Annotated in this window: 17 protein-coding genes; 10 read left to right on the plus strand and 7 right to left on the minus strand. The window is 45.5% G+C overall.

The features are described from left to right. Window positions 1–63 precede the first annotated feature (63 nt). The 5 genes from OO774_RS17220 (at window position 64) to sstT (ending at window position 4,437) form a co-directional block, all read left to right on the plus strand. Complete coding sequence (locus OO774_RS17220; protein ID WP_264907811.1) at window positions 64–981, plus strand: DUF368 domain-containing protein; 918 nt, start codon at window positions 64–66, stop codon at window positions 979–981. 142 nt (window positions 982–1,123) lie between these two features. Continuing rightward, window positions 1,124–1,549: a hypothetical protein gene (locus OO774_RS17225; RefSeq protein ID WP_264907813.1), complete on the plus strand. Its 426-nt coding sequence runs from the start codon at window positions 1,124–1,126 to the stop codon at window positions 1,547–1,549. 9 nt (window positions 1,550–1,558) lie between these two features. Next, complete coding sequence (locus tag OO774_RS17230) at window positions 1,559–2,176, plus strand: SCO family protein (protein WP_264907815.1); 618 nt, start codon at window positions 1,559–1,561, stop codon at window positions 2,174–2,176. 325 nt (window positions 2,177–2,501) lie between these two features. Continuing rightward, window positions 2,502–2,804, plus strand: coding sequence for a PTS glucose/sucrose transporter subunit IIB (locus OO774_RS17235; RefSeq protein WP_264907817.1), 303 nt, complete (start codon window positions 2,502–2,504; stop codon window positions 2,802–2,804). Window positions 2,805–3,216: 412 nt separating this feature from the next. Continuing rightward, window positions 3,217–4,437 carry a serine/threonine transporter SstT gene (sstT, locus tag OO774_RS17240; protein ID WP_264907819.1) on the plus strand — a complete coding sequence of 407 codons (1,221 nt, stop codon included), beginning with the start codon at window positions 3,217–3,219 and terminating at the stop codon, window positions 4,435–4,437. A gap of 70 nt (window positions 4,438–4,507) precedes the next feature. On the opposite strand, the gene pdxY is transcribed toward sstT, so the two are convergent. Together pdxY and OO774_RS17250 are read right to left on the minus strand one after the other, a co-directional pair. After that, window positions 4,508–5,377 (minus strand): pyridoxal kinase PdxY, encoded by an 870-nt coding sequence (gene pdxY / locus OO774_RS17245; protein WP_264907821.1) that lies wholly within the window; start codon window positions 5,375–5,377, stop codon window positions 4,508–4,510. Window positions 5,378–5,600: 223 nt separating this feature from the next. Continuing rightward, window positions 5,601–6,794, minus strand: a complete 1,194-nt coding sequence (locus tag OO774_RS17250; RefSeq protein ID WP_264907823.1) for a tetratricopeptide repeat protein — start codon at window positions 6,792–6,794, stop codon at window positions 5,601–5,603. 533 nt (window positions 6,795–7,327) lie between these two features. On the opposite strand from OO774_RS17250, the gene pulA reads away from it, so the two are divergent. Continuing rightward, window positions 7,328–11,314 (plus strand): pullulanase-type alpha-1,6-glucosidase, encoded by a 3,987-nt coding sequence (pulA, locus tag OO774_RS17255; protein WP_264907824.1) that lies wholly within the window; start codon window positions 7,328–7,330, stop codon window positions 11,312–11,314. A gap of 53 nt (window positions 11,315–11,367) precedes the next feature. On the opposite strand, the gene OO774_RS17260 is transcribed toward pulA, so the two are convergent. The 4 genes from OO774_RS17260 to OO774_RS17275 all read right to left on the minus strand — a co-directional run bounded on the left by OO774_RS17260 (window position 11,368) and on the right by OO774_RS17275 (window position 16,111). Next, the gene (locus OO774_RS17260) at window positions 11,368–12,963 is read right to left on the minus strand and encodes an alpha-amylase family glycosyl hydrolase (protein ID WP_264907826.1); all 1,596 of its coding nucleotides are present in this window, start codon (window positions 12,961–12,963) and stop codon (window positions 11,368–11,370) included. Between the two features lie 91 nt (window positions 12,964–13,054). Beyond that, window positions 13,055–13,561, minus strand: coding sequence for a glycosidase (locus OO774_RS17265; protein WP_264907828.1), 507 nt, complete (start codon window positions 13,559–13,561; stop codon window positions 13,055–13,057). A gap of 298 nt (window positions 13,562–13,859) precedes the next feature. Further along, window positions 13,860–14,669, minus strand: a complete 810-nt coding sequence (locus OO774_RS17270) for a MalM family protein (RefSeq protein ID WP_264907829.1) — start codon at window positions 14,667–14,669, stop codon at window positions 13,860–13,862. A gap of 101 nt (window positions 14,670–14,770) precedes the next feature. Further along, complete coding sequence (locus OO774_RS17275) at window positions 14,771–16,111, minus strand: maltoporin (RefSeq protein ID WP_264907830.1); 1,341 nt, start codon at window positions 16,109–16,111, stop codon at window positions 14,771–14,773. 457 nt (window positions 16,112–16,568) lie between these two features. Here OO774_RS17275 and glgX point away from each other — a divergent pair, with 457 nt between their 5' ends. Beyond that, entirely contained in the window at window positions 16,569–18,548 is a 1,980-nt protein-coding gene (glgX, locus tag OO774_RS17280) for a glycogen debranching protein GlgX (protein WP_264907832.1), read from the plus strand. A 324-nt stretch (window positions 18,549–18,872) separates the two neighbouring features. Here the strand turns inward: glgX and OO774_RS17285 are convergent, their stop codons facing one another. After that, window positions 18,873–19,859, minus strand: a complete 987-nt coding sequence (locus OO774_RS17285) for a LacI family DNA-binding transcriptional regulator (RefSeq protein WP_264907833.1) — start codon at window positions 19,857–19,859, stop codon at window positions 18,873–18,875. Between the two features lie 386 nt (window positions 19,860–20,245). Here OO774_RS17285 and OO774_RS17290 point away from each other — a divergent pair, with 386 nt between their 5' ends. From OO774_RS17290 to OO774_RS17300, 3 genes are all read left to right on the plus strand, one after another. Next, entirely contained in the window at window positions 20,246–21,685 is a 1,440-nt protein-coding gene (locus OO774_RS17290; RefSeq protein WP_264907835.1) for a sucrose-specific PTS transporter subunit IIBC, read from the plus strand. 256 nt (window positions 21,686–21,941) lie between these two features. Beyond that, window positions 21,942–22,586 carry a recombinase family protein gene (locus tag OO774_RS17295; RefSeq protein WP_264907837.1) on the plus strand — a complete coding sequence of 215 codons (645 nt, stop codon included), beginning with the start codon at window positions 21,942–21,944 and terminating at the stop codon, window positions 22,584–22,586. Then, window positions 22,583–23,794, plus strand: a complete 1,212-nt coding sequence (locus OO774_RS17300; RefSeq protein ID WP_264907838.1) for a multidrug effflux MFS transporter — start codon at window positions 22,583–22,585, stop codon at window positions 23,792–23,794. The genes OO774_RS17295 and OO774_RS17300 overlap by 4 nt, the downstream gene beginning before the upstream one ends. Window positions 23,795–23,816: the final 22 nt, after the last annotated feature.

A 23,816-nucleotide genomic window follows, 5' to 3' on the forward strand; every position in this document is an offset into this window, starting at 1 on the left:
CATACTTTTTTACTGGCAATGTTTGTATACTCTGTCCCATCAACAGAAATGAACAGTACAACAATGAACTATCTAATTACTTTCTTTAAAGGGTTGGCGATGGGTGCAGCCGATGTGGTTCCCGGCGTCTCTGGCGGTACTATCGCTTTTATTACAGGCATTTACGACACCTTGCTAGAGAGCATTCGACGCATCAACCCAAGGCTTTTATCCATCTGGAAAAGAGAAGGAACGAAAGCCGCGTTTAACCATATCAATGGTTTTTTCCTTATCACGCTGTTTTCCGGTATTTGCGTTAGCATTGCAACACTAGCAAAACTGATTACCTGGCTTCTGAATACGCACCCTATTCCAATCTGGTCATTCTTTTTTGGACTGATTTTGGTTTCGGTTTACCACATCGTGCGTCAGGTAGAAAAACGCGACGCAATTCGCTTCATTACCTTATTGGTAGGCGTGGCATTCGCTTACAGCATTACAGTGCTTAAGCCACTGCATATGGAGCCGACAATGGTGAATACACTTATCGCTGGCTCTATCGCTATTTGTGCCATGATTCTGCCGGGCATTTCAGGCAGCTTCATTTTGCTGCTCATCGGCATGTACACTCCCGTACTAGCGGCAGTGAAAGGCTTCCAAGTAGACGTCTTAGCGCTATTTTTAACAGGTTGTGTTATCGGCCTACTGACGTTCTCACATTTGCTTTCTTGGTTATTGCGCCACTTTAGAGACGCAACATTGATGTTCCTAACCGGTTTGATGATTGGTACACTGCCTAAAATTTGGCCATGGAAAGAAACGTTAACCTGGCGCACAAACTCAAAAGGTGAACAAGTTCCGCTACTTCAGCACAACTTGACGCCGTTTGAATATGAACACATAACTTCTCAGCCGTCACAGATCGTTATCGCCATTATCATGATGCTGGCAGCGATCGCTCTGGTACTGAGCCTGGAAAAGTTCGCTGATTCAGATAAGTAAACATGATTCTCTAAACGGAGCCGATGGCTCCGTTTTTTATTCAATCTAATAAGGTGAACACATTTTCTCGAACTTGTCTCGTTCCGCATTACTCAGATGTGCTAGGATGCGGTTCTTGTTAAGTGATAAATGCTGAGCATTAATGAAACTGTTAAACATAACAAGCGTCGCTGTGGCACTGGTCGCAGGTTTTTACGCCCCGACTTTACTCAAAAGCTTATCGGCTTCTTCAGAGCTAAAACCGCTTGAGGAATACTGCTTTTTATCGACCACATCTTGCGTCCAACAAGACGTCTCCATGACACTAAATGTAGACAACACTCAGCCCTTAGTCCCTGCTCAGCTCACTGTCGAATGGCCAGACAGCAAAACCGAACAACTCGTACTGAGCTTGTCAGGGCTAGAAATGGAAATGGGTGAACCTAAGTTCCTATTAAACAAAGTGTCTCCAGGAAAATACACGGGTGAATTGATCTTGCCAGTCTGCACTCAAGAGTCGATGACTTGGGTAGGAGAGCTCACCGACGGACAAGACACCATTTACCCCGCTATCAAAATGCAAAGATAAGGAATCATTATGAGCCGCAACTGGTCCCTATTTCTCGTCGTCGCTTTCGTACTCGGATTTGGCGCTAAAAGCTATTTAGACAGCCAAGACGCTGTCCCTAACGAACAGACTGAACCAGCTAAGTCAGAGCAGTCGGTGTTGTTTGGCGAAAACGACCAGCCAGTCAACATTTTCGATGTCAGTGACCCTCGTATTCGTATTGTCTACTTTGGCTTTACACGCTGTCCTGATGTTTGTCCGACTTCACTCGCTATGTTAGCAGGCGCACTCAACCAAATTGACGAAAAACAAAAGGCCCAGCTACGCCCAATGTTTATCTCTCTCGATCCTGAGCGTGATGAAGCGGATGCATCGGCAAAATACGCGCACTACTTCCATCCTATGATTGAGGGGTTATCTGCGCCGCTAGACATCACGACTCCGCTGGCACACAGCTATGGCGTTATTTTCCGCAAAACAGAATTAGAAGGCTCTGAGCTGAAATACACACTGGACCACAGCTCCTACTTCTACTTCTTGAAACCTGACGGAACCTTGATCACCAAAGTTCCTCACACGCTGACGCCTGCACCGATCGTCGAGGCAATCTCACAACTTACCTCAAACGATTCGTCGATGAAAAGCTAACCAGTTAACAGTAAGCAGATACTCCAGTCAGCCGTCACCCTAAACCGTGACAATAGAGCGTGATTCAGGATCTTCAATCCGAGTACTTTGTTATCAAAGATATTTCTCTATATTCCAGCGAGCTGATACTAGATTCCTAGGCTCGCTGGAATGACCGTATGGGAGCCCTTAAGTGACTGGTATTACCCCACTAGGGAGCCTCTTTTTTCTCGCTTTATTCTCACTGGCTATTTGTTGAAAAATATAACTCTGTGCTTTATCCCTCAAATGTATAGGTGCATTTACGCTATACATTAGACTCCAAGTTCCAGAGGTAGACAACAACATGCTGAAAGGTCTCAAACGTTTTTTAAAGTTCCTGACTCAGGTAAATCCAAACATGGATCAGGATGTCGACACGATTATTGCCGCGATTGGTGGTATAGAGAATGTTTTAGAGACTGGAGCATGTGCCACACGTTTAAGACTGACCCTGAAATCGACGGCTCTCGTTGATCAAAATGCTCTCAAGCGACATGGTGCCCACGGCGTAGTGGTTTTAGATGATAAACATATCCAAATCATCTACGGACTGAAAGCAAATAGCTATTCACAGCTAATGGAAGAACGCATGAGTGACCATAGGTAAGCGAATGGGAAACTATACTGCCAACGTTCATTAACGCCCCTTCACTCACCAACTAACGCTTTGGCTTTTGTTGGTCAATCAAATTGAACGAGACATTTGTCTCCTTTTTAATAACTTTATTAAAAAGCATCATTCATAATCACCAACTTATTGCAACACAAACAACTTAATTTAATAACATTCAGCAAACATTTAATCCAAAAACAAACTAAAACTAGACACAAAATATTACCAAGCTAAGATATGGGCGGTTCAGTCAGAGAATGACTGAATATATAAAAACAGGATAATTGATAATCATGTGTCTTAGTGACCAGAAGCAATGCTCACCCCTTATTTAATAAGGGCATTATCGCCGTGTAATGTGTAGTTATTATTCAATCACTTAGGCATAACATTGCAGGAATGATGTATGCAACATAACAGCCTCGTTGCCCGATACGCTCGTGGTAACCTCGTTCTCCAGATCCTTGTCGGTATTGTCTTTGGTGTTTTACTTGCAACAGTTTCACCAAGTCACGCTCAAAGTGCTGGAATGATTGGTAGCCTTTTTGTTGGAGCGCTTAAAGCGATTGCTCCAATACTAGTATTTATTTTGGTTGCAGCGTCTATCGCAAACCAAAAGAAAAACCAACACACTTATATGCGTCCGATCGTTGTGCTTTATCTATTGGGCACATTCTTCGCAGCGCTATCTGCCGTGGTTCTAAGCTTCCTTTTCCCAACCACTTTAACGCTTGTAACCGGCGCCGAGGGTGCTACCCCACCACAAGGTATTGCAGAAGTTCTACACACATTACTATTTAAAGTGGTAGATAACCCAGTCAACGCGCTAGTAGAAGCAAACTACATCGGTATTCTTGCTTGGGGTGTTGGTCTTGGTCTAGCGCTACATCACGCTTCAGCAACGACTAAAGCGGTTTTCGAAGATCTAAGCCACAGTGTGTCTCACATCGTACGCTTTATTATTCGTCTAGCGCCATTTGGTATCTTCGGCTTGGTTGCATCAACTTTTGCAACAACAGGTTTCAGCGCGCTAGCGAGCTACGCTCACCTACTAGCAGTACTGTTAGGTGCAATGTTTATCATCGCATTGGTAGTAAACCCAGCGATCGTTTACTTCAAAACCAAACAAAACCCATACCCATTGGTTTTCCAATGTCTGCGTGAAAGTGGTGTGACTGCATTCTTCACTCGTTCAAGTGCGGCAAACATCCCGGTGAACATGGCGTTGTGTGAGAAGCTAAAACTGGATGAAGACACTTACTCAGTTTCTATCCCTCTAGGCGCAACCATCAACATGGCAGGTGCTGCAATCACTATCACAACACTAACCTTGGCTGCAGTTCACACTATGGGTATTGAAGTTGACCTATTAACAGCATTGCTTCTGAGTATCGTTGCAGCCGTTTCTGCATGTGGTGCTTCAGGTGTTGCAGGTGGTTCTCTACTCCTTATCCCTCTTGCTTGTGGCCTGTTCGGTATCTCGAATGACGTAGCAATGCAGGTGGTAGCGGTCGGCTTCATCATCGGCGTTATTCAAGACTCAGCAGAAACTGCACTAAACAGCTCTACAGACGTTGTCTTCACTGCTGCAGTTTGCCGTTCAGAGCACCAAAAAGAACAGCAATAATCGAATTACGATTCAATAGACAAATAAAATGGGGAGCCGATTGGCTCCCCATTTTTTATATCAACTTCGATTACGCCGTGGCTAAGGCTACTTCTTCAATTGGGAAGTGTTTAGCTGGCTCTACGAACTCTTGCTGAGCGGCGATAGTTTGTAACTCCCACTCGCCAGCATGATAAGTAGTGCTTAATACGCCATAGCAAGCGTCATGACAATGCTGGAAAGCTTGTTTCGGGCTCCAGCCCTTGAGCAGACCAGCAGTAAAAATCGCAGAGATAAGATCACCCACGCCAACAGGTTGTTTGGCAAATTCAAAATGCGGGCGTTTTGCCAGATAAATACCATTTGGGGTAGCGAGTAGCATGTTGAAGCTGCCGTTATCCAGACAGTAAAGGTGTTTGACCAACACCACTTTAGGACCTTTCGCTAACGCTTTCTGACAGGCGGAGATCGCATCATCTAACGTATAAATTTCCATTTCTGCAAATTGGCTGAGTTCGAACTGATTTGGCACGATCACATCCGCCATTGGCATCAGACGCGTTAACAGATTTTCAGCAATCCCCGGAGCAACGATACAGCCTTTGTCTGGCGCACCCATCACTGGGTCGCATATATAAAGTGCGTCTGGATTGTTACTCTTCACTTGCGTGACCGTCTGTTCCACTGCAAGGCACTGCTCAGCACTGCCTTGGTAACCGGTTAATACCGCCTGACACTTTTCCAGTGCGCCAATATTACCCAAACCACGGACAAGTTCACTGATGTCATCTGCAGAGAAAGCTCGCCCAGTCCAACCCTCTTGATATTGGGTATGGTTAGAAAATTGCACGGTATGAATAGGCCATACTTCAAAACCCATGCGCTGCATTGGGAAAACAGCACTGCTGTTACCAGCATGACCAAAAGAAACATGAGATTGTATTGAGAGGATACCTTGCATGATACCTGTCCTCTTATTTTTGTTATCGATAATGCAAAGAATGCGGCAAGCGCCAGTTTGCGAAACCGCTAGTGTATCCGACTAACAAAAATTGTTTAACTCAATTCTTAACCACGCCACCAGAGTTAGCGGTATCGCTGATTTTCAACATGCTGTACTTGCTTTCTATGGATAGCACAACGCAAAACGGAAGCCTCACTTCACGCGTGAGGCTTATTCAGCATTATGGCTGGAGGAAGTTCTGGGTAAAGTCGAGCACGTCTTTGGAAGGCTGAGAAGAGTTCGATGGTTTTAATTTAGGTTCCACCTCACCTGTTATTAAATCAGACTGAAAGTGAGGAGCACATCCTTCTTTCTGCAGGCCTTGTTCTAAATGATGCTCATCGGCTAGTACACCCGCCACCTCATCTTCATCGGGGAAGTACGCCTCACGTTTATACACTTTGTTCAGCGCACGAATGATGGCGTGCTTTTTCACCATGCCCGATGTCAGCTTTCGTTGTAGTGGCTTGGCAACGGCCTGTAACCCAACCACCACATCAACACCGATATTAGCCGCAACTTTATCCCGCAAGGTTCGTGCAGGTTCATAACCCATACTGGCAGCAAGAAACAGCCAGATATACGCAATGGCGTCACCAGTTTTACTCGAATCTTTCCAAGCATCTCCAGCATAGTACATCGCTTCAGCACTGCCGAGCTCTGCTGCCCTTTCCAGCCAATAACGGCCTTTTAGCATGTTTTTCTCGGTGCCCGTGCCATTAACATAACACAAGCCAAGCTGGATTTTTCCTGCGGCACTACCTTTATCCGCTGCTTTCATGAACCAATAGAGGGCATCGGCACTATGACCCGATGTATTTTCCGGGGATAACTGCCACTCCCCCATATAAAGCATCGCCTCTACACAGCCCTTGGCAGCCGCTTCTTCAATCAATTCATGTCCTTTGGCGACGTTTTGTTCTACACCCCGACCAAATACCAAAGCTTTTCCGGTGACAAATTTCGCTTCTATATCACCTTCCACACCCGAGATAGCAGTACGCCAAAAGTTTGCCTGCTCCTTCAAAATCACATCTTCACGTATGCGTTCACTGAGGCGAACGATGCCGTACATGCCAGTGATGTTGTCCAGCTTTGCGGCTTTATCGTACCAATACAACGCTTGCTTGAGATTGTTTCTTTCTGCTTCTTTGGCCAGAAATAAAATTGTCGGAATATGCCCCGTCTCCGCCTTAAACTCTCGCTCTTTAAGCTCTTGCTCACGGGCTTTTTGCATTGCCTTTCGGTATACGGCCTCACGAGCTTTCCGCTCAATCTCCAGACGTTGCTTTCGCATCGACAACGAGATCATCCATACAAATATAAGGACGAGTGAAAGGCCAGTTGCCGCGATGGCAATGCCCATACTACTCATAAACTGCCTCTTGTTATCCACGATATAAATTGACACTTCCCTAAGGGAAACATTTATGCCAGATTAGTTTCGGCGCTTGGGCTTTATATCGGCAACTTAATCAAAATCTAAAGCTTAGAAGCAGAGATAGCGTCGTTTAATCTAAAACACACCATACTTATTTTCTTTAGCGAATTATCAACCTGTTTTTTATAGAAGGCAGTCACGCTTTTGGGGCTGAGACATTCTCCTCCCCTGTCATCCCCCCTTCCTACTCCTATCAAAATTAACATTTTGAGTGTGTGTCACGCCTCTCACTATGCGTCCATTTTATTAGTTAATTTGTGAACCAAATCTACTGTGTAAGAAAATTTTCATTTGTAAAAAACTAAACAGCCCGCTCTCACATTTTGCTGATGAGTCAGTGTATTAGCATTTCTTCGAACATTTCCTTTCGGCATTTTTACCATATTAGGACGTATTGATCTTCTCGCTTTTTGAACCGACAAGTTGACGCGTTCTTTATATCATTCAATAACAATGGATTTGTAAACGTGGACAAAAAAACATTTAAATTATCTATGATAGCCAGAACCGTACTGCCTTTGATCTCCGTCGCGGTGATCAGCGGTTGTGGCAGTGACAGCACCGACGACAATACCACCAGCCCGAGTTCAGGCCTGTACCCTGCGGGAGAGAATGAAGTTGTTGTTTACTATAAACGTGATGTTGCCTCAGCATCGTCTGCAAGCGACTACGATGGCTGGGGTCTCCACCTATGGAATGGTGAAGGCTGTACCAGTACAGATTTAGATGCTATGGGCATTACAAGCAACGGTACGGACTGGGCATCGCCACGCGAATATGACGGTATCAGCGAAACCTACGGTGCGTACTACGTTCTTAAAGTCGACCCTGACGCGTCTGATCCATACGAATGTATGAACTTCATCTTACACAATGGCGACGACAAGGCCTTCGGCAGCTCAAACTCGAAAGTTGAGCTGACTAAGATTGGCGAATCTAAAGGGGTATTTGGCTTCCATGGCAGTAGTGAGCTGTTCTACGAACCAATCGAAGAGCGCCCTGTCGATGTTGACGGTCAAAAAGCACATTGGTTAGATGCAACCACAATTGCGTGGGAAGCAGCCGCAAACGCTGACTCAATGAAGCTTTACTACAGCCTGACAAACGACATCCAAATGGATGAAGACAAGCAAGTCACTGGCGGTACAGCGGTAGAACTAAGCAAAGCAGGAGAGCTGTCGGACAATCTGAAATCTCGCTTCCGTCACCTGTCTAGCCTGCAAGCGGCAGGTATCGATGTGGATGACGCAACACTGCGTACCATTCTGAAATCGCAGATCGTGATGGTGGCTTACAACGCCGATGGTGATGTTATTTCAGCGACTGAAGTGCAAAAGCCAGGCGTATTGGATGCGGTATTCGCTGATGCCGATGCGGGTAACGCGATCGGTCAGAAACTGGGCGCGATTGTTGAAGGCGGCGCTGCAACCTTTAAACTTTGGGCGCCTACGGCTCAAGACGTTTCTCTGATTATCTACGATGAGAATCTACAAGAAGAAGCAACAGTGGCGATGAGTGAAGATAGCGTCACTGGTATTTGGGTTTCTGAACCACAAAGCAACGTGGTGAATAAATTCTACCGCTACCAAGTGAAGGTTTACCATCCAACAACAGGCGTTGTGGAAACACGTATGGTCACTGACCCATACTCATTAAGCTTGTCGCTAAACTCGCTTTACTCACAAGTTGTCGATCTAAACGACGCTAGCTTAATGCCACAAGACTGGAACAATTACGACCGTCCAACCGTTGAAAAAGACGAAGATCACGTATTGTACGAATCACATTTGCGTGATTTCAGTTTCAATGACAGCCAAGGCACATCAGCATATAACGGTAAATACTTAGCGCTAACGGAGCCTGAACGTGAGTCTGTTTCTCACCTGCAAGCACTGAAAGATGCGGGTTTAACAACGCTACACATTCTACCTGCATTTGATATCGCTACTGTCGATGAGAACGTAGAGAGCCGCGTCGATATCAACGACACGGTTGGCAAACTGTGTGGTATTAAACCAGACGCTTCGGTTTGTGAATCAGAAGATGATGCAAAAATTATTGAAGATGTACTCAACGATTACGATCCTTCAACCGATTCAGCACAGGCATTGATGAACGATCTGCGCGCTCTGGACAGCTTCAACTGGGGTTACGACCCATTCCATTACACCGTCCCAGAAGGCAGCTACGCAACGGACCCTAATGGTACCCAGCGTATTCTTGAATTCCGTGAGATGGTTCAGGCGACACATAAGATGGATCTGAAGCTAGTGATGGACGTGGTTTACAACCATACCAACGCATCTGGCATCAATGACAAATCCGTGCTGGATAAAATCGTTCCGGGATACTACCACCGTCTAAACGTCAATACTGGTGGCGTAGAAAACTCAACCTGTTGTGACAACACTGCGACTGAAAACCTGATGATGGGCAAACTGATGGTTGACTCACTCAAGGTTTGGGCAGAAGACTATAAAGTCGATGGTTTCCGCTTTGACTTGATGGGCCACCAGCCAAAAGATGTGATGGTTTATGCATTAGAGCAAATCCGTCAGATTGACCCAAATACACTATTCTACGGCGAAGGTTGGGACTTTGGTGAAGTGGCGAACGACGCACGCTTTGATCAAGCGACTCAGCTGAACATGGCTGGCACAGAGATTGGTACCTTCTCAGACCGTCTACGTGACGCCGTTCGTGGTGGCGGTCCTTTCGATGGTGGTGTCGATTCCGATGGTAGCCACTCGCTACGCTACAATCAGGGCTTTGGTAACGCTGCATACGCAAATGAAGAGACTAAAACAGGTTCGGACTCAGTGAATGGCCGTCTGCACAACCAAGATATCGTTCGTTTGGGTATGGCTGGTAACTTGGCGGATTATGTACTTCTCGATTACACCGGTGAGACCAAGCTTGGTAAGAATGTCGATTACAACGGCGCTCCTGCTGGTTACACTAAGATGCCTTCAGAGAACATCTCTTACGTTTCGAAGCACGACAACCAAACACTTTGGGATAACAACGCCTACAAAATCGCAACGGGTACCAGCTCTGCTGATCGTGCTCGCATGCAAAGCGTTTCTCTTTCAACCGTAATGCTAGGTCAGGGTATTCCGTTCATTCACATGGGTTCAGAACTACTCCGTTCGAAATCGATGCAGCGCGACTCTTACGATTCTGGCGACTGGTTCAACCGTGTATTCTTTGACGGTAGCGACAACAACTGGAACGTGGGTCTGCCTCGCGAGGATAAAGATGGCGATAACTGGGATCTCATCAAAACGATCATCGCTGACAGCACGGCTATGCCTGATACAAATGATATTGAGTTGACTAAACAGCAATTCCTAGAGCTACTCAAAATCCGTAGTTCAAGCGAATTGTTCCGTCTGGATACTGCTCAAGAAGTGATGAACCGTGTTGACTTCCGTAACGTTGGGCAAGATCAAGTTGCTGGCCTGATTGTTATGTCGATTGATGATGGTGTATCTGCCGGTCAAGATCTGGATCCAGTAAACGACGCGATTGTAGCGGTGATTAACTCATCGTCTGAAGAACAATCTTTTACTGTAGCGGGCGCGAGTGGTTTTGAACTTCACACGATTCAGCAAAACTCTGCTGATGGTACCGTGAAAGGTGCACGCTTCGCACAAGAAACCTTCACAGTACCAGCACTAACAACAGCAGTATTTGTACAGCCTCAAGGTACTACCCAAGGCGAAGGCCTACCTGTGAATACGTCAAACAAAGACGTATCAAGCATTCCTCCTTTCGGTGACACCGTGGTGTATGTGAAAGGCACAATGAACGGCTGGGCAGACAGTTCAGACTGGGCAATGACCTTCATTGGTAACGGTATGTACTCTGTCACTGGCGTATTAGAAGCAGGCGACCATGAGTTTAAGTTTGCCGATGCTGGTTGGTCAAATCCAAATATTGGTTGTGACGCAGCAGATCAGGCAGATGACTCTCTTGATCTGGGAACTGAGGAGAACTGTACACTGACGGTAGCTGAAACGGGTAAATACAACTTCATTCTTAACGCACTTAACGTTCAAGATGAAAGCGTAGAAAAACCTGTCGTTTCGGTAACCAAGTCAGCAGATGCACCAACGTTTGGGGAAACAGCACTTTACCTACGCGGTGATGTCACAGATGCGAACTGGGGAGCAATTGAAAGCGCGAAGTTCAGCTATGTTGCAAACGATGTGTACTCATTAGATATTGACCTGACTGCAGGCACATTCGACATGAAGGTTGCCAGCTCAGATTGGGCTGACGCCACTAACTTCGGAGGCCAGGGGGCAATTGAATTCGGTACTCCATTTACTATGGAAGCGGGCGGAGCAAGCGGTAACATTAGTATTACGGTACCAGCAGACGCAAGCTACAACTTCCACTTCAATGCCGCTGATACAGCAGCACCAATCGTAACGGTCACTCAAAACTAATTGATTCAACGATACCAAAGGGGGAAGCTATCGCTTCCCCCCTTTTTTAACTTCTACAGGCTTATTGCAAAAAAGCGCGCTTGTAAAGGCGACATCGGGATTAAATACTGGCCATTGCTTGACGTGATCGTCTCGTTGGTTAACAGATCCACCAGAACACCATTACTCCCTACCGATTCCTCACTGAGTATTACCGTTCTGGCACTCTCCAGCGTATTTAACGTAAACAATACCTGATCGGTATCAGATGTCTTGAGGTCGACATAACTGCCGTTGCTCGACAACAGGTTAGTACGTGAACCTTCATATAACGCAGGGTGCGCAGCGCGCATTGTCATCAGAGATTGAACATAACTTTTAAGGTCAGCCTGATTAGCATCTAAAGTTGCGGTAATCCCTTCTATTTTTGCGCTGCTTCTGGCGACATGGTCATCACACAATCCAGCCAAAGCACACGTATTGATGTCTTCTTTTGCAGCAAAACCATCGACTTGATCGCCAATTTCGTCTCCGTAATACAAGGTGATCGGTCCCGAGTAAGCCGCCTGGAAAGCAAATGCTGCTTTATGGCGTAACCAATATTCTGCATCGTTCACATCTGCAATCCCACCCCGCTGCAATAGATCACCAAAACGCACTAAATCATGGTTGCCTATCATTAAGTTAGGTTGTGCATGACTTGGGTACTGTTGATGAGTAAAGTAACCATTATCCAGCCAGTCAACCCCTCTGCCGCCCACACCACTCTCATTTACGGCTAACGTTTCGACAATACGGTAACGCATCGGAAAATCAAAAGCAGAACACAAGGCAGGAGCACTTTCTGTGCCATAGGCTTCATCTGCTATGTCTGACTCCCCTTTCCAGATTTCCGCCACCATGTAGCCAAGAGGGTTCACCTGTTCACCGTCACTATTGGTGTATGTCACATTTTGCGAGGCTTGATCCACCGCTTTACGCAGTTGTGTCCAGGCGTCGGTCGGGACCTGATACGCCTGATCTAAACGCCATCCGTCTATCTTGATCTCGTTGATCCAATAAGTCGCCACTTCTTTATAGAATTCTAGGCTCTGTGGATAATCAACGGGGTTATTTGATCCTGATGGTAGCAAGCCCGATGGAGAAGGTTTAATTAATCCCGCTTTGTGGTGACCAAACACACCATCAAAAAAGACATACAAGCCTCGCCTGTGTGCTTCTTTCACCAGCGTTCTCGCGGTTTCTAAATCACCAAAGTGTGGATCTATCGTAAAGTAATCCGTCGCATAATACCCCGTGGCATCCAAACGATCAGCCCAGTCATCTTGTCCCTCAATCGCTTCAGACTCAAAAATAGGCGTTAGCCAAATTGCATTCATCCCTAAGCTTTGGATGTAATCGAGTGAATCAATAATACCTTGCAGGTCACCATTGTGATGACTGGTGCCATATCCCGTGGAATAACCAATACTCGTATCACCATCGACAAAGCTTTCAACCATGATCTGATAAGTCCGAAGCTGATTACTTTGCTCCAATACATTTGTCTGGCAAGCATAGTTACGGACTTCGGGTAACGTTGTTCCGTTATCACCATCAGATGAGTTACAGCCCGATAGAGCGCCTGTTACGGCTAAGGCCAGTAAAGAGCGATATAGTCGTTTATTCACGTATAATCTCCCAAAAAAAATTAGCCCCAGCATTTTTCACATGCAGGGGCTAATTAAATAAAAATCAAAATTAAACTAACTTAATAGAATATTACTGACACTTATTAACCATGACATGAAGAGGTTTACCTTCCCCTTCAAACTGAAGGTTCCAGACGTATTTCCCGTCTTCTTTAATATCGACTGAAGTATCTGTACCGTAACCACCAAATGTTAATCGCGTTAATTCGCCAACATTCATTCGATTGCCTTTAGCCGTAAACTGAGGGAACCATAACTCTGTTGCATACTGCATTTTAAATGAGCCTGATTTTTCTTGAGTCACAGCTTGGTAGATATTATTTCCTTTGTAATTATATTGGCGCTGAGGCACATGCTTCCAGTCAGAATCTGCAAATGTACCCACGACAAATAACGGTTTCTTAATTGGTCCTTTATCTGCACTATCTGGGTTATCACAAGCCTGCATGAATGCAATCGCTTCAGCATCAGACATATTCATAACAGGTTGCGTAGCCGTTTCAGATTCAGAGGTAGATTGACACCCAACTAAAGCAACAAGTAAGGCAGCAGCAAGAGAAGTCTTCATCATCTTCATATTCACGTCATTCCTTTTTAATTAGTAAAGCTCGTTGAAACAGACAAAGCTTAATATTGAGATCCCCTCATGTATGAGGTCATAAAAACTTTATCCTGCTGAGCTTATTTACTTGGATAGGTATATTCCCCGAGCATAAAAATCAGGTTAGGAATATTGTTTAATTATTACTCTGATTAGTATTAAAAACAAAGGGATAAAAATAAATATGTGAATGAGATAACTGTATGTAGGGGTAATTATTTAAAGATTAATTTATTATTTAAAAGGCCAGTATTGCACTGGCCTTTTTATTCGATTATTTGCTATTTACCGCTTTAACAAATACTTCTTGTGCACCTTCGATGCCTAACTCTTTCGCTTCATCGAGTAAGGTTAGGGCTTTAGGAATATTGTCTTCGGCTACAGCTCTTTCAATTGCACGGTGGTAGTAACCGGTCAATTCTGCACCTTCTGGAATATTATCGTTTTTCGCCACAATCTTAGTCGTAACGATATCATTTGCGGTTACCGAGAGACGGAACTGACCAAGAGGGCTGTGCTTCGCATATGGATCAGCAATATCTGGTGGCTGAGTATGACGCGCTTTAGCATAGGCTTTTGCCGGATGCAGAATCTGAGTACTTCCTTTCAAATCTTCGGAAGTGGTGTAAATCAACACATGAAGGTCATTACCACTCATGTCAGGAATAACATTGAGATCGAGTACGAATTTGTCGTTATCCAACATTTTTGCAGGTACGTACTCAAACTTTGAAAAATCTGCTGAATAAACGGTTTTTCCGTCCGCATTAACCACGATGACATTTGGTGCGTAAAATTGAAGGTCAGTGCTAACGAATGTCTCTAGTTGTAAATCGAGACTGCCACGGTTTCCCGGAAGTGCAAATGCGGCGATAGCGCCTGCACTGTTACCATCCAGTAGCATTTGGCTTTTATCAGTCAAAGCAAAATCAGTAACTACAGGTACATCGAGCGGTACCCATTGAATATCACCAGACTGGGTGATCACCTGTTGCTGGTCATTAGAAGTCATCTCTACTTGTTCTACAGACGCACAGCCAGACGCCAACATGCCCAGCAGTACGGGAGCAAGCCATTTTCTCATTACTGTCTACCTCGACTTTTTTATTGTTTTTGAAATAAATACAGCCAGATAGGTTCTGGCTGTATCATTCTAGGACAATTTAGGACTTAGTGGCTAGATGATTACCACCAAGCTTCAGCTTGTACACCAAATTGGAATGTATCGTCTGAACGACCGCCATCAAATCTTTGAATGTCGTTGTCGTCGTCAGCTGTTAGGTAAGTCGCGTATAGACGGATTTCTGGACGTGCCCAGAAGCTAGAGCCAGCAGACCAAGCTTGAGCAACCGTCATCTTACCGTAAGTGCTTTCGAAACCATCGTTATCATCCATCGCGTAACCCGCTTCGAAGATAGTCTTGTTGTTTTCATCCCATTTGAATACTGGACGAACAACGACAGATGCAGTTTCCCATTTGTCTTGACCATCCCACATATCTTGACCAACACCGTACACTAGCTGGTGGCCAAGTTCCCAGTTATCGCCCAGGCCAATTACACCCCAGTTGATTAAACGGTAGCCGTCTGCACCGTCGTTTGCTTCCGCGCCGTACCAGCTACCATCGCCCCAGAATGCGAACGCTTTAGAGTAACCTTCTGTACCGTATTGGAATACTGTTTTGTTAAAGCCAGAGTCTAAACCTTGCGTCAACTCAGCAGTAACCATAACGCCATTTTTCGCATCTTTAGCTGCGCTTGACGCGTCTTCAGTTTCGTTTACGATTGCGTAGTCTAGGCCCATTTCCAGAGACGCATTTGACCATAGAGAAAGGCCTGCGTAACGGAAGTCTAGCGTGTTTACGTTTACTGCGCCGCCATCATTACCAGCGTCTGGAGTGTCGCCAGGATTGTTTCCTAGGTTAAAGTTGTCATTGCGGTCATTTCTAACCCATGCGAAAGAAAATTTACCAGGGCCAGCTTCGATACCTTCGATACCCGCGCCTGCGCCAGAGATGTTCCAGTAGTAGAAGTCAGAGATATGAACGTCGTGACGTTGGTAAAAGCGCTTACCTGCCCAAAGTGTGGCTTCAGGAGCGAAGTTTAGCAGGCCTTTCGCTTGCACATTGAACTGACGTAGAGCGAATTGTGCGTCGTCTACACAGTTGGTTTCAGCTGTTGCACCTTCAGTTGAATCTGGGCCATTAGGAAAGTTCAAACTTGTCCCACAGTTAGCAGAAGTACTTTCCCAGTCATTAGAGCCGTTAGAAGTCATTGCAACCATAGAGTCTACGTAGAACGTTTTACCGTTGTTGTTGTAAACTTCCTGACCTAGTTGTACCTCACCGTAGATATCGCCTTCGTTACCAAGACGACCAATTTTGTTCTTTTCAAATGTTACTTGTTGGCCACCGTCACCACTCACGCCAACGCCAGCACGCATGTAACCATGAAAGTCCACTGCGAATGCAGAACCAGCAGCTAAAGAAGCAGCCACTGCTGCAGCAATTACACTTACTTTTTTCATTCTTAACTCCATTAAGGGTATTTATAATTCTGTCTTCCCTGCTCGCTCTTAAGATGAATAAAGGCAGTTTAACTTCATCTAGAGAAAGAGAGGTAAGATGGGAACAAGTCCCCGTTTTGTTTCAACACAAACGAGATTACCCGAGGCGTAAAGGGATGACTTCCTCCGCCCCAAACTAAATTAAGGGGGATGAGAAAGGCGTAGAAAATTTACCGAACGGCGTTTCATCTAGGTATATCACGGATATAGGGCGTAGTCCGTAAGTCTTTTCATTCATGGACAGGTACAAAATGATAGGAAGATCAAATTTTAAACACAAAAGTGAATATTTAAAGTAATTAAATTACATGAATATTTTATCTTCTTTATGTAATTAAGGCTGTTGACCTTAGTAAGACAAAGTTTTTAACTTATAGTTTCCTATAGGTAGCAATATTTATTAAATAAAGAATCTCAGATGACGCAATTTCGATCTCGCCCATACCCCTTGGGTGCAACACTGAATAAAGAAGGCTGTAACTTCTCTATTCACTCGCCCGAGAATAAAGACATAAAACTGGCGTTGTTTTCCGACGACGACAAGTACACGCTGCACGATCTACCCGGTGAATACGCCGGAATACGGCACACCTTTATTCCAAAAGTGAAGGCTGGACAGAAGTACGGCTACATTGTCTCCCACAATGATGAACCGCTGCTCATCTCAGACCCTTACGCCAAATCGATAGATAAGGTACTCCATTACCAACCGCCTTACTCTGCCAAGAAAAGCTTTGCTATGCCAAAGTGTGTGGTAATCAAAGATGACTTTGATTGGCACAAAACAGAACACCCGCGTATCCCAAGAGAAGAGATGGTGCTATTCGAGACCCATGTGAAAGGTCTTACTCAACTTCATCCCAAAGTTGATGCCGCTAAGAAAGGGCATTATCTCGGATTGTCTTCGCCAGAAATGTTGGCTTTTTATAAGCAGCAGAACATCAACACGTTGCAGTTGCTACCTGTCGCAGCGTGTATGCATGAGCCACATTTACTTGGAATGAAGAAAGCGAACTACTGGGGCTATAATCCCTACCTGTTCATGACACCCGACCCACGTTATGCGAAAAAGGATGCAGTGAATGAACTGAAAACGACCATTCGTGAACTGCATAAAAACGGCATCGAAGTCATTCTGGATGTGGTCTATAACCACACGGCTGAAGGCGGTGAAGGCCCGACCATTTTTAACCTAAAGGCTCTGGATTCTCGTTTTTACATCAAGCATGGAACCCATTTTGCCAACTATACCGGGTGTGGTAATACCGTCGACCTCACTTACCAACCAGCATTAAATTTAGTCATGGACACGCTTCGTTACTGGGTGAGTGAGTTCAAAGTTGATGGTTTCCGCTTCGATTTGGCCGCGACGCTCGGCCGTCAGGGAGATAATTACAATCCTGAAGCCGCGTTTTTCAAAGCCGTCGCGCAAGATCCGGTTCTAAGAGAGACAAAATTGATCGCAGAGCCGTGGGATATCGGTCCTAACGGCTACCAGGTGGGTAACTTCCCGTTCGGTTGGAATGAATGTAACGACAAGCTGCGCGATATATCACGCAGCTTCTGGCGCGGCGATCAAGGCTACTTAAAAGAGTTCGCGACTCGTCTGATGGGTTCTCGTGACATATACAGCGCAGCCAACTGGCCGTACAAGCTGACCGTTAACTACATCACTTACCACGATGGTTTCACACTCCAGGATCTGGTTTCCTACAAACAAAAGCACAATGAAGCCAATGGTGAAGAAAACCGCGATGGACACGGTGACAACCGCTCAGAAAACTACGGGGTAGAAGGCGAGACTGAAAACCTAATGATCATTGCGACTCGCGAGAAGCAAAAACGTAATCTCATCGCGAGCTTGTTGTTTTCATTTGGTATTCCTCACATCTTGACGGCTGACGTGCTGTCTCATACGCAGGGAGGAAATAACAATGCCTACTGTCAGGACAACGAAACCAGCTGGTTAAACTGGGGAGAAACAGAACGCAAACAACATTTCAAAATCTGGATGTCGCAAATGGTTGCCAACCGTAAAAAATACATGGTGCCATTTATCCGCTCGTTCAGTGGGGACAATCGTAATAACAATCGTATATTTTGGCGAAGAACGGATGGCCACCTAATGGAGCACGATGACTGGAACCGACTCAGCTCTGTGGCACTGCACCTTGGAATTGGCAAAGATGGGCAAGAGTTGGTGTACTTAATCAACCAAACCAATGCAACAGCACGCTTTAAGTTACCCAATGATCGTAAACAAAACTGGACAACGATTTGTGATACCAATGTCCGCAACTTAAACCCAGGCCACGCTGAAGGCGAAGTGCTACTTTCACCGACTTCCATGGTGATACTGCATTACCAGCCAAACTCTAAAGCTAAACCCACTGCGTAATGATGATGCCAATCGCTTAACGATTTCATCTGTGTCATTCCAGCGAGCTCTAGCGAGACTAGGAATCTAATAGCAGCGCGCTGAGCAGTTAATGAAATAATTTCGGCCATAAAGTGCTCGGAAATTAGATCCTGAATCACACTCCTTCGTCGTGGTTCAGGATGACTGAAGGCTTAAAGACGCCGTTAGTTGCTAAACGAACGGCATTTCTGCGTAATGAACGGTTCTTTAGGGTAGAACGAGAAGCAAAAAACCGATGCTTTGAATCACATCGGTTTTTTATTTTCAGTTTAGGGGAACGTTCCCTAAAAGGGCATTTTCCATCTAGCAGGTTTCACGTTCGATGTTTTGGAAAGTCAGTACGACTTTGCTCATCTCTTCACCACGGCCTTCAATGCGTTCAAGTAGCATTTTAGCTGCATTTTCCCCTGCTTTATCAAACGCATAGTTAAACGTTGATAAGCTTGGAATACTAATCCTCGACAGTTCATCATTACCAACGCCCAGCACGCGTACCTGATCTCCGACCTTAACGCCCATTTCACGCAGTGCCTTTACAGCACCCACTGCAATACGGTCAGTCGCACAAAACAGACCATCGACCTCTGGGTAGTCTTCTATCAACGCTTGTGCTTGCTGGTAACCAGACTCTATGGTGAAGTCACCTCGGACATGGACGAGCAATGATTGCTGATGAAAGGCTAAAGCCTGCTTAAGCCCCTGAGAACGCAGTGCGTCAACCGCAATGTCATCACCCTGAACACCAATAAAAGCGACATGCTGACAACCTGCGGCAATTAGGCGGTTACCCGCTTCAAATCCCACACGTACATCGTCATGAACAACACTCGGTACATTGTGTAGAGAGCCATCTTGTCCCACCAGAACAACAGGTACATTAGACTGTTGAATCGCTTTCACTAGTTTTGCATCTAAGTGCGTCGCATAGAGAATAATTCCTTCAACCCGCTTTTGGTTAAAGATCTGAATATATTCAACTTCTTTTTCATAAAGCTGATGTGTATTGGCCAATAGGACGTGCTTGCCAGACTGCTCAATAACCGCGGTTAAGCCATCGACACCTTGAGAAATCGCATGAGAAGAAACGCGAGGTACGATCACGCCAATAAGATTTGTCTTTTGCGATTTGAGATCCTTAGCCACTTGATTCACTACGTAGCCACACTCTTCCACCGCTTTACGTACTTTAACTTTAGTGGCTTCCTTTACCCCATACTCGTTGTTAATCACGCGAGATACAGTGGATTTAGAAACCCCAGCTAAACGCGCAACGTCGTGCAAACTTGCCATATTGCCTCTATTCGATTTATTTTTTGGGATTGTTTGCAGAAAGCTATCTGTATCCCCAGTCAATTATGTGATTTTACCCTTGTTAAGCGGAATTTTGTTGACGAATATGGGGATCACACTCACACATTTTGGTCTTATGCTTTGACCACTTATGAATAATCATCAAAAATCCATTTTGCAAACGTTCCCAAAAATACAAAAACGATAAATCAGGTGCAGATAGGTACTCAGACCACAAATTTAAGCGGGCTTGAGTATTATAAAGTCAAACATCCCCTCAATTATGAGCGGTAAAACAGGTGATTCGGTAACAATGAGCAATCTGTAATATTGGCGATAGCACTTGGATACATTTTAAATTTCAGTAATACCAATCGGGGTGTGCAATGAACTATCCAGTCATAGCAAAACAATTACTCGAGCATTTAGGCGGTAAAGATAACCTTCAAGCCCTTGCTCACTGCGCAACGCGTCTACGCTTAGCGCTAAAAGATGAAGACAAAGTCAATGAAGAAGCAATCGGCAACTTAGACGGGGTCAAAGGCCAGTTCAAAGTTGCGGGCCAATACCAGATTATTTTCGGTTCTGGCATCGTAAACCAGGTTTACGCAGAAATGGCGAAACAGACTGGTTTAGCCGAAATGTCGACCAACGACGTCGCATCGGCAGGTGCCCAGAAACAAAATATCGTTCAACGTGCCGTGAAAGGCCTGTCGGATATTTTTGTGCCAATCATCCCAGCGATCGTTGCCGGCGGTCTACTTATGGGTCTTTTCAATCTGCTTACCGCACAAGGCTTGTTTATTGAAGGTCAGTCGATCATCGAAGCGTACCCAGGCCTGGCAGACCTAGCGAGCATGATCAACACATTCGCTAACGCGCCTTTTGTTTATTTACCTGTTTTATTGGCGTTTTCTGCTTCGAAGAAATTTGGTGGTAACCCATTCTTGGGTGCTGCACTTGGCATGCTGATGGTTCACCCTGACTTATTGAATGGCTGGGGCTTCGGCAGTGCATCGGTTTCGGGCACGGTCCCAACTTGGAACATTCTGGGCTTGGAGATCCAAAAAGTCGGCTACCAAGGCTCAGTACTGCCAGTTTTAGTCTCTGCGTTTATTCTGGCAAAAGTGGAGCTTGGACTGCGTAAGGTTATCCCGTCCGTATTGGATAACTTGCTAACCCCAATGCTGGCTATCTTTATTACTGGCTTTGTAACGTTCACTTTGGTCGGCCCGTTTACTCGCGACCTTGGCTTTATGCTGGGTGACGGTTTGAACTGGCTATATGATTCGGCTGGTTTTGTTGGTGGCGCTCTGTTTGGCTTTATCTACGCTCCGTTTGTTATTACCGGTATGCATCACAGCTTTATCGCGATTGAAACTCAGCTACTGGCCGACATCGCGACCACTGGCGGTACATTTATCTTCCCAATTGCCGCGATGTCGAACGTAGCACAAGGTGCAGCAGCACTAGCAGTAGGCTTTACAACTCGCGATACGAAAATGAAAGGCATCGCTGTCCCATCTGGTATCACTGGGTTACTGGGTATTACCGAGCCAGCAATGTTCGGGGTGAACCTGAAGCTTCGCTACCCATTCTTAGCAGCTATCGTAGGTTCAGCCGTTGCGAGTGCGTTTATCACCCTATTTAACGTGAAAGCGCAAGCACTTGGTGCAGCAGGCTTACCTGGCATTATCTCTATCTCACCAGACAAAATAAGCTACTACATCATTGGCATGATTATCTCTTTCATCACTGCATTTGCCCTGACCGTCGTATTGGGCATGCGTGAAAAGGCAAAACAGAATAAGCAAGCAACCGCTTAAACGTTTCGTCTCTTAGCTAACCACTCCCTACCTCGTTTCTCGCCCCAGAGAAATGAGGAAATAGATAAGATGAAAAACGGCCCCCCTGCCATTAGGTTTTAAAACCAAGCCAGTCAAAAATTTTTTGACTGGCTTTTTTTTATTTCTGCTGATTTCCTTCTCTTTGGTTCATTTGGTGTTGAAAACATTAATGAACCAGCGTATATTTATGAACCATTACATTATATGAACCAATTTCTTTACGAGGCAAACCATAATGACAACCTACCTCTACTCTCGCTATTCGCCTCGAAATCGTGCTTACAGTGAGAACCTATCAATTTTGAAAGCGGCGGCTCCTGAAGCGCAACATTTTGAAGACAAAGCGCGTGGCTGCATACCTCCGACAGAGCGCGAGGCATTCCAACAATTACTCGACATCATCAAACCTGGCGATACGGTCATCATTTGGTGGCTAACGACTTTTGGACGTGATTTCAGTCAGTCACTCAATACCATTGAACTCCTACTCAATAAAAACGTGAATCTTCAAACTGTGTGCGAACCACTGCGCTTCGAGCCAAATTCACTCGAGACCAAAACCATGATCGCACTGCTATCTGGCTACGGAAAAGTGCAAACCCAGCACCGCTTGTTTGCCGCAGAACAGGGTCGACGTGCGATTAAAGGAGAGCCAGAAAGGTGGAAGAAAAAATTCCGCGGTCGCCCAGCAGATAAGGCAAAGCATCAGCAAATCGCGACACTCTTACTTGAAGGTAACACGCTACAAAACGTCGCCGAGCAGTGTGACGTCAGCTTATCGACCGTAAAACGTGTGAAAGCCAAGCTGAATGAATTTGACGATGAGGGCGGAATGAGAACTCGCGGGAGAGCCGGTCTTTCAAATGGTGAATCTTCATGAGAAATGCCATTAACTTTCGTTCCATTTTACTCGCCTGCCTGATTATCAGTGTCGGTCAGCTGAGTATGGGATTGGTGATGCCATCTTTGCCATGGATAGCAAAAGACTTCTCGATTTCACTCGACCAAGCTCAGCTATTAGTAAGTATTTACTTACTTGGATTTGGCCCGTCCCAATTTATCTATGGCCCAATATCCGATGCCTTAGGCAGGAAAAAAGTCTTGTTAGCCGGATTGCTGATTGCCATGTCTGGGCTGCTGATGATCATATTTATGAGTCAGACTTTTACTGGCATGGTCATGGGGCGTTTTCTGCAAGGATTAGGTACTGGCTGCTGCGCGGTATTAGCTCGCGCCTCTACTCGTGATCGATTTAGCGGTAGCGAACTTCCGGTTGCGATGTCTTACATTGCGATGGCAGCTTCTATCACACCTCTAATGGCGCCCGTAATTGGTGGTTTTATCAACTTCCATTTCGGCTGGAGTATGGTGTTTATTTCGTTGTTAGGTTATGTGTCGATTGCCTGGATTATTATTGCTTTTCGATTTACCGAGACAATTTCAAAGCGTTCTTCCATTCCATCGCCTAAGACGATGTTACGTCAGTACCGAAATCTACTTACCTCACGTTACTTCATGAGCTTTGCTAGCATCAGTTGGCTTAACTTCAGTTTGATGATCACAACCGTGTCTGTCATGCCATTTATTATGCAGGATCAAATCGGTATGACTTCAGATGAATACGCGATGTGGGCACTGATCCCTGCCCTTGGTATGTTGGGTGGCACAACCATTTGTAACCGTGTCCGCCCGATCATTGGCAACAAAAAGATGCTGCTATGTACGCCGGTGTTGCATATCAGTGCAGCAATATGGTTGTTCTTATGTCCGGTGGAACCGTTGTATTTGATGCTTGGGCAACTACTGATGATATTGGGTAACGGCATTGCTTTGCCATGTGCTCAGGCTTTGGTCATGCAACCTTATAAGGAACAAGCAGGAACCGCAGCAGCAATGTCTGGTGGCGGGCAAATGATAGCTTCTTCTCTGGTCAGTTTGACGCTGGTTCAGCTTGGTTTAAGTGAAGCGTGGCACCTTTCACTGGTCATCGCACTGTTTACTGGCATTACCTTAATCAATATTCTACGAGGGTTTAGTGCGTCACTGCCAGCAGAGCAGACGGTGGACGAGGTGGCTCAGTCCAGTTAAGCTGAGTGGCAAACAAACGGGC

Origin of the sequence: Vibrio sp. STUT-A11 (assembly GCF_026000435.1) — a bacterium.
In the GTDB taxonomy this organism is placed as follows: Bacteria; Pseudomonadota; Gammaproteobacteria; order Enterobacterales; family Vibrionaceae; genus Vibrio.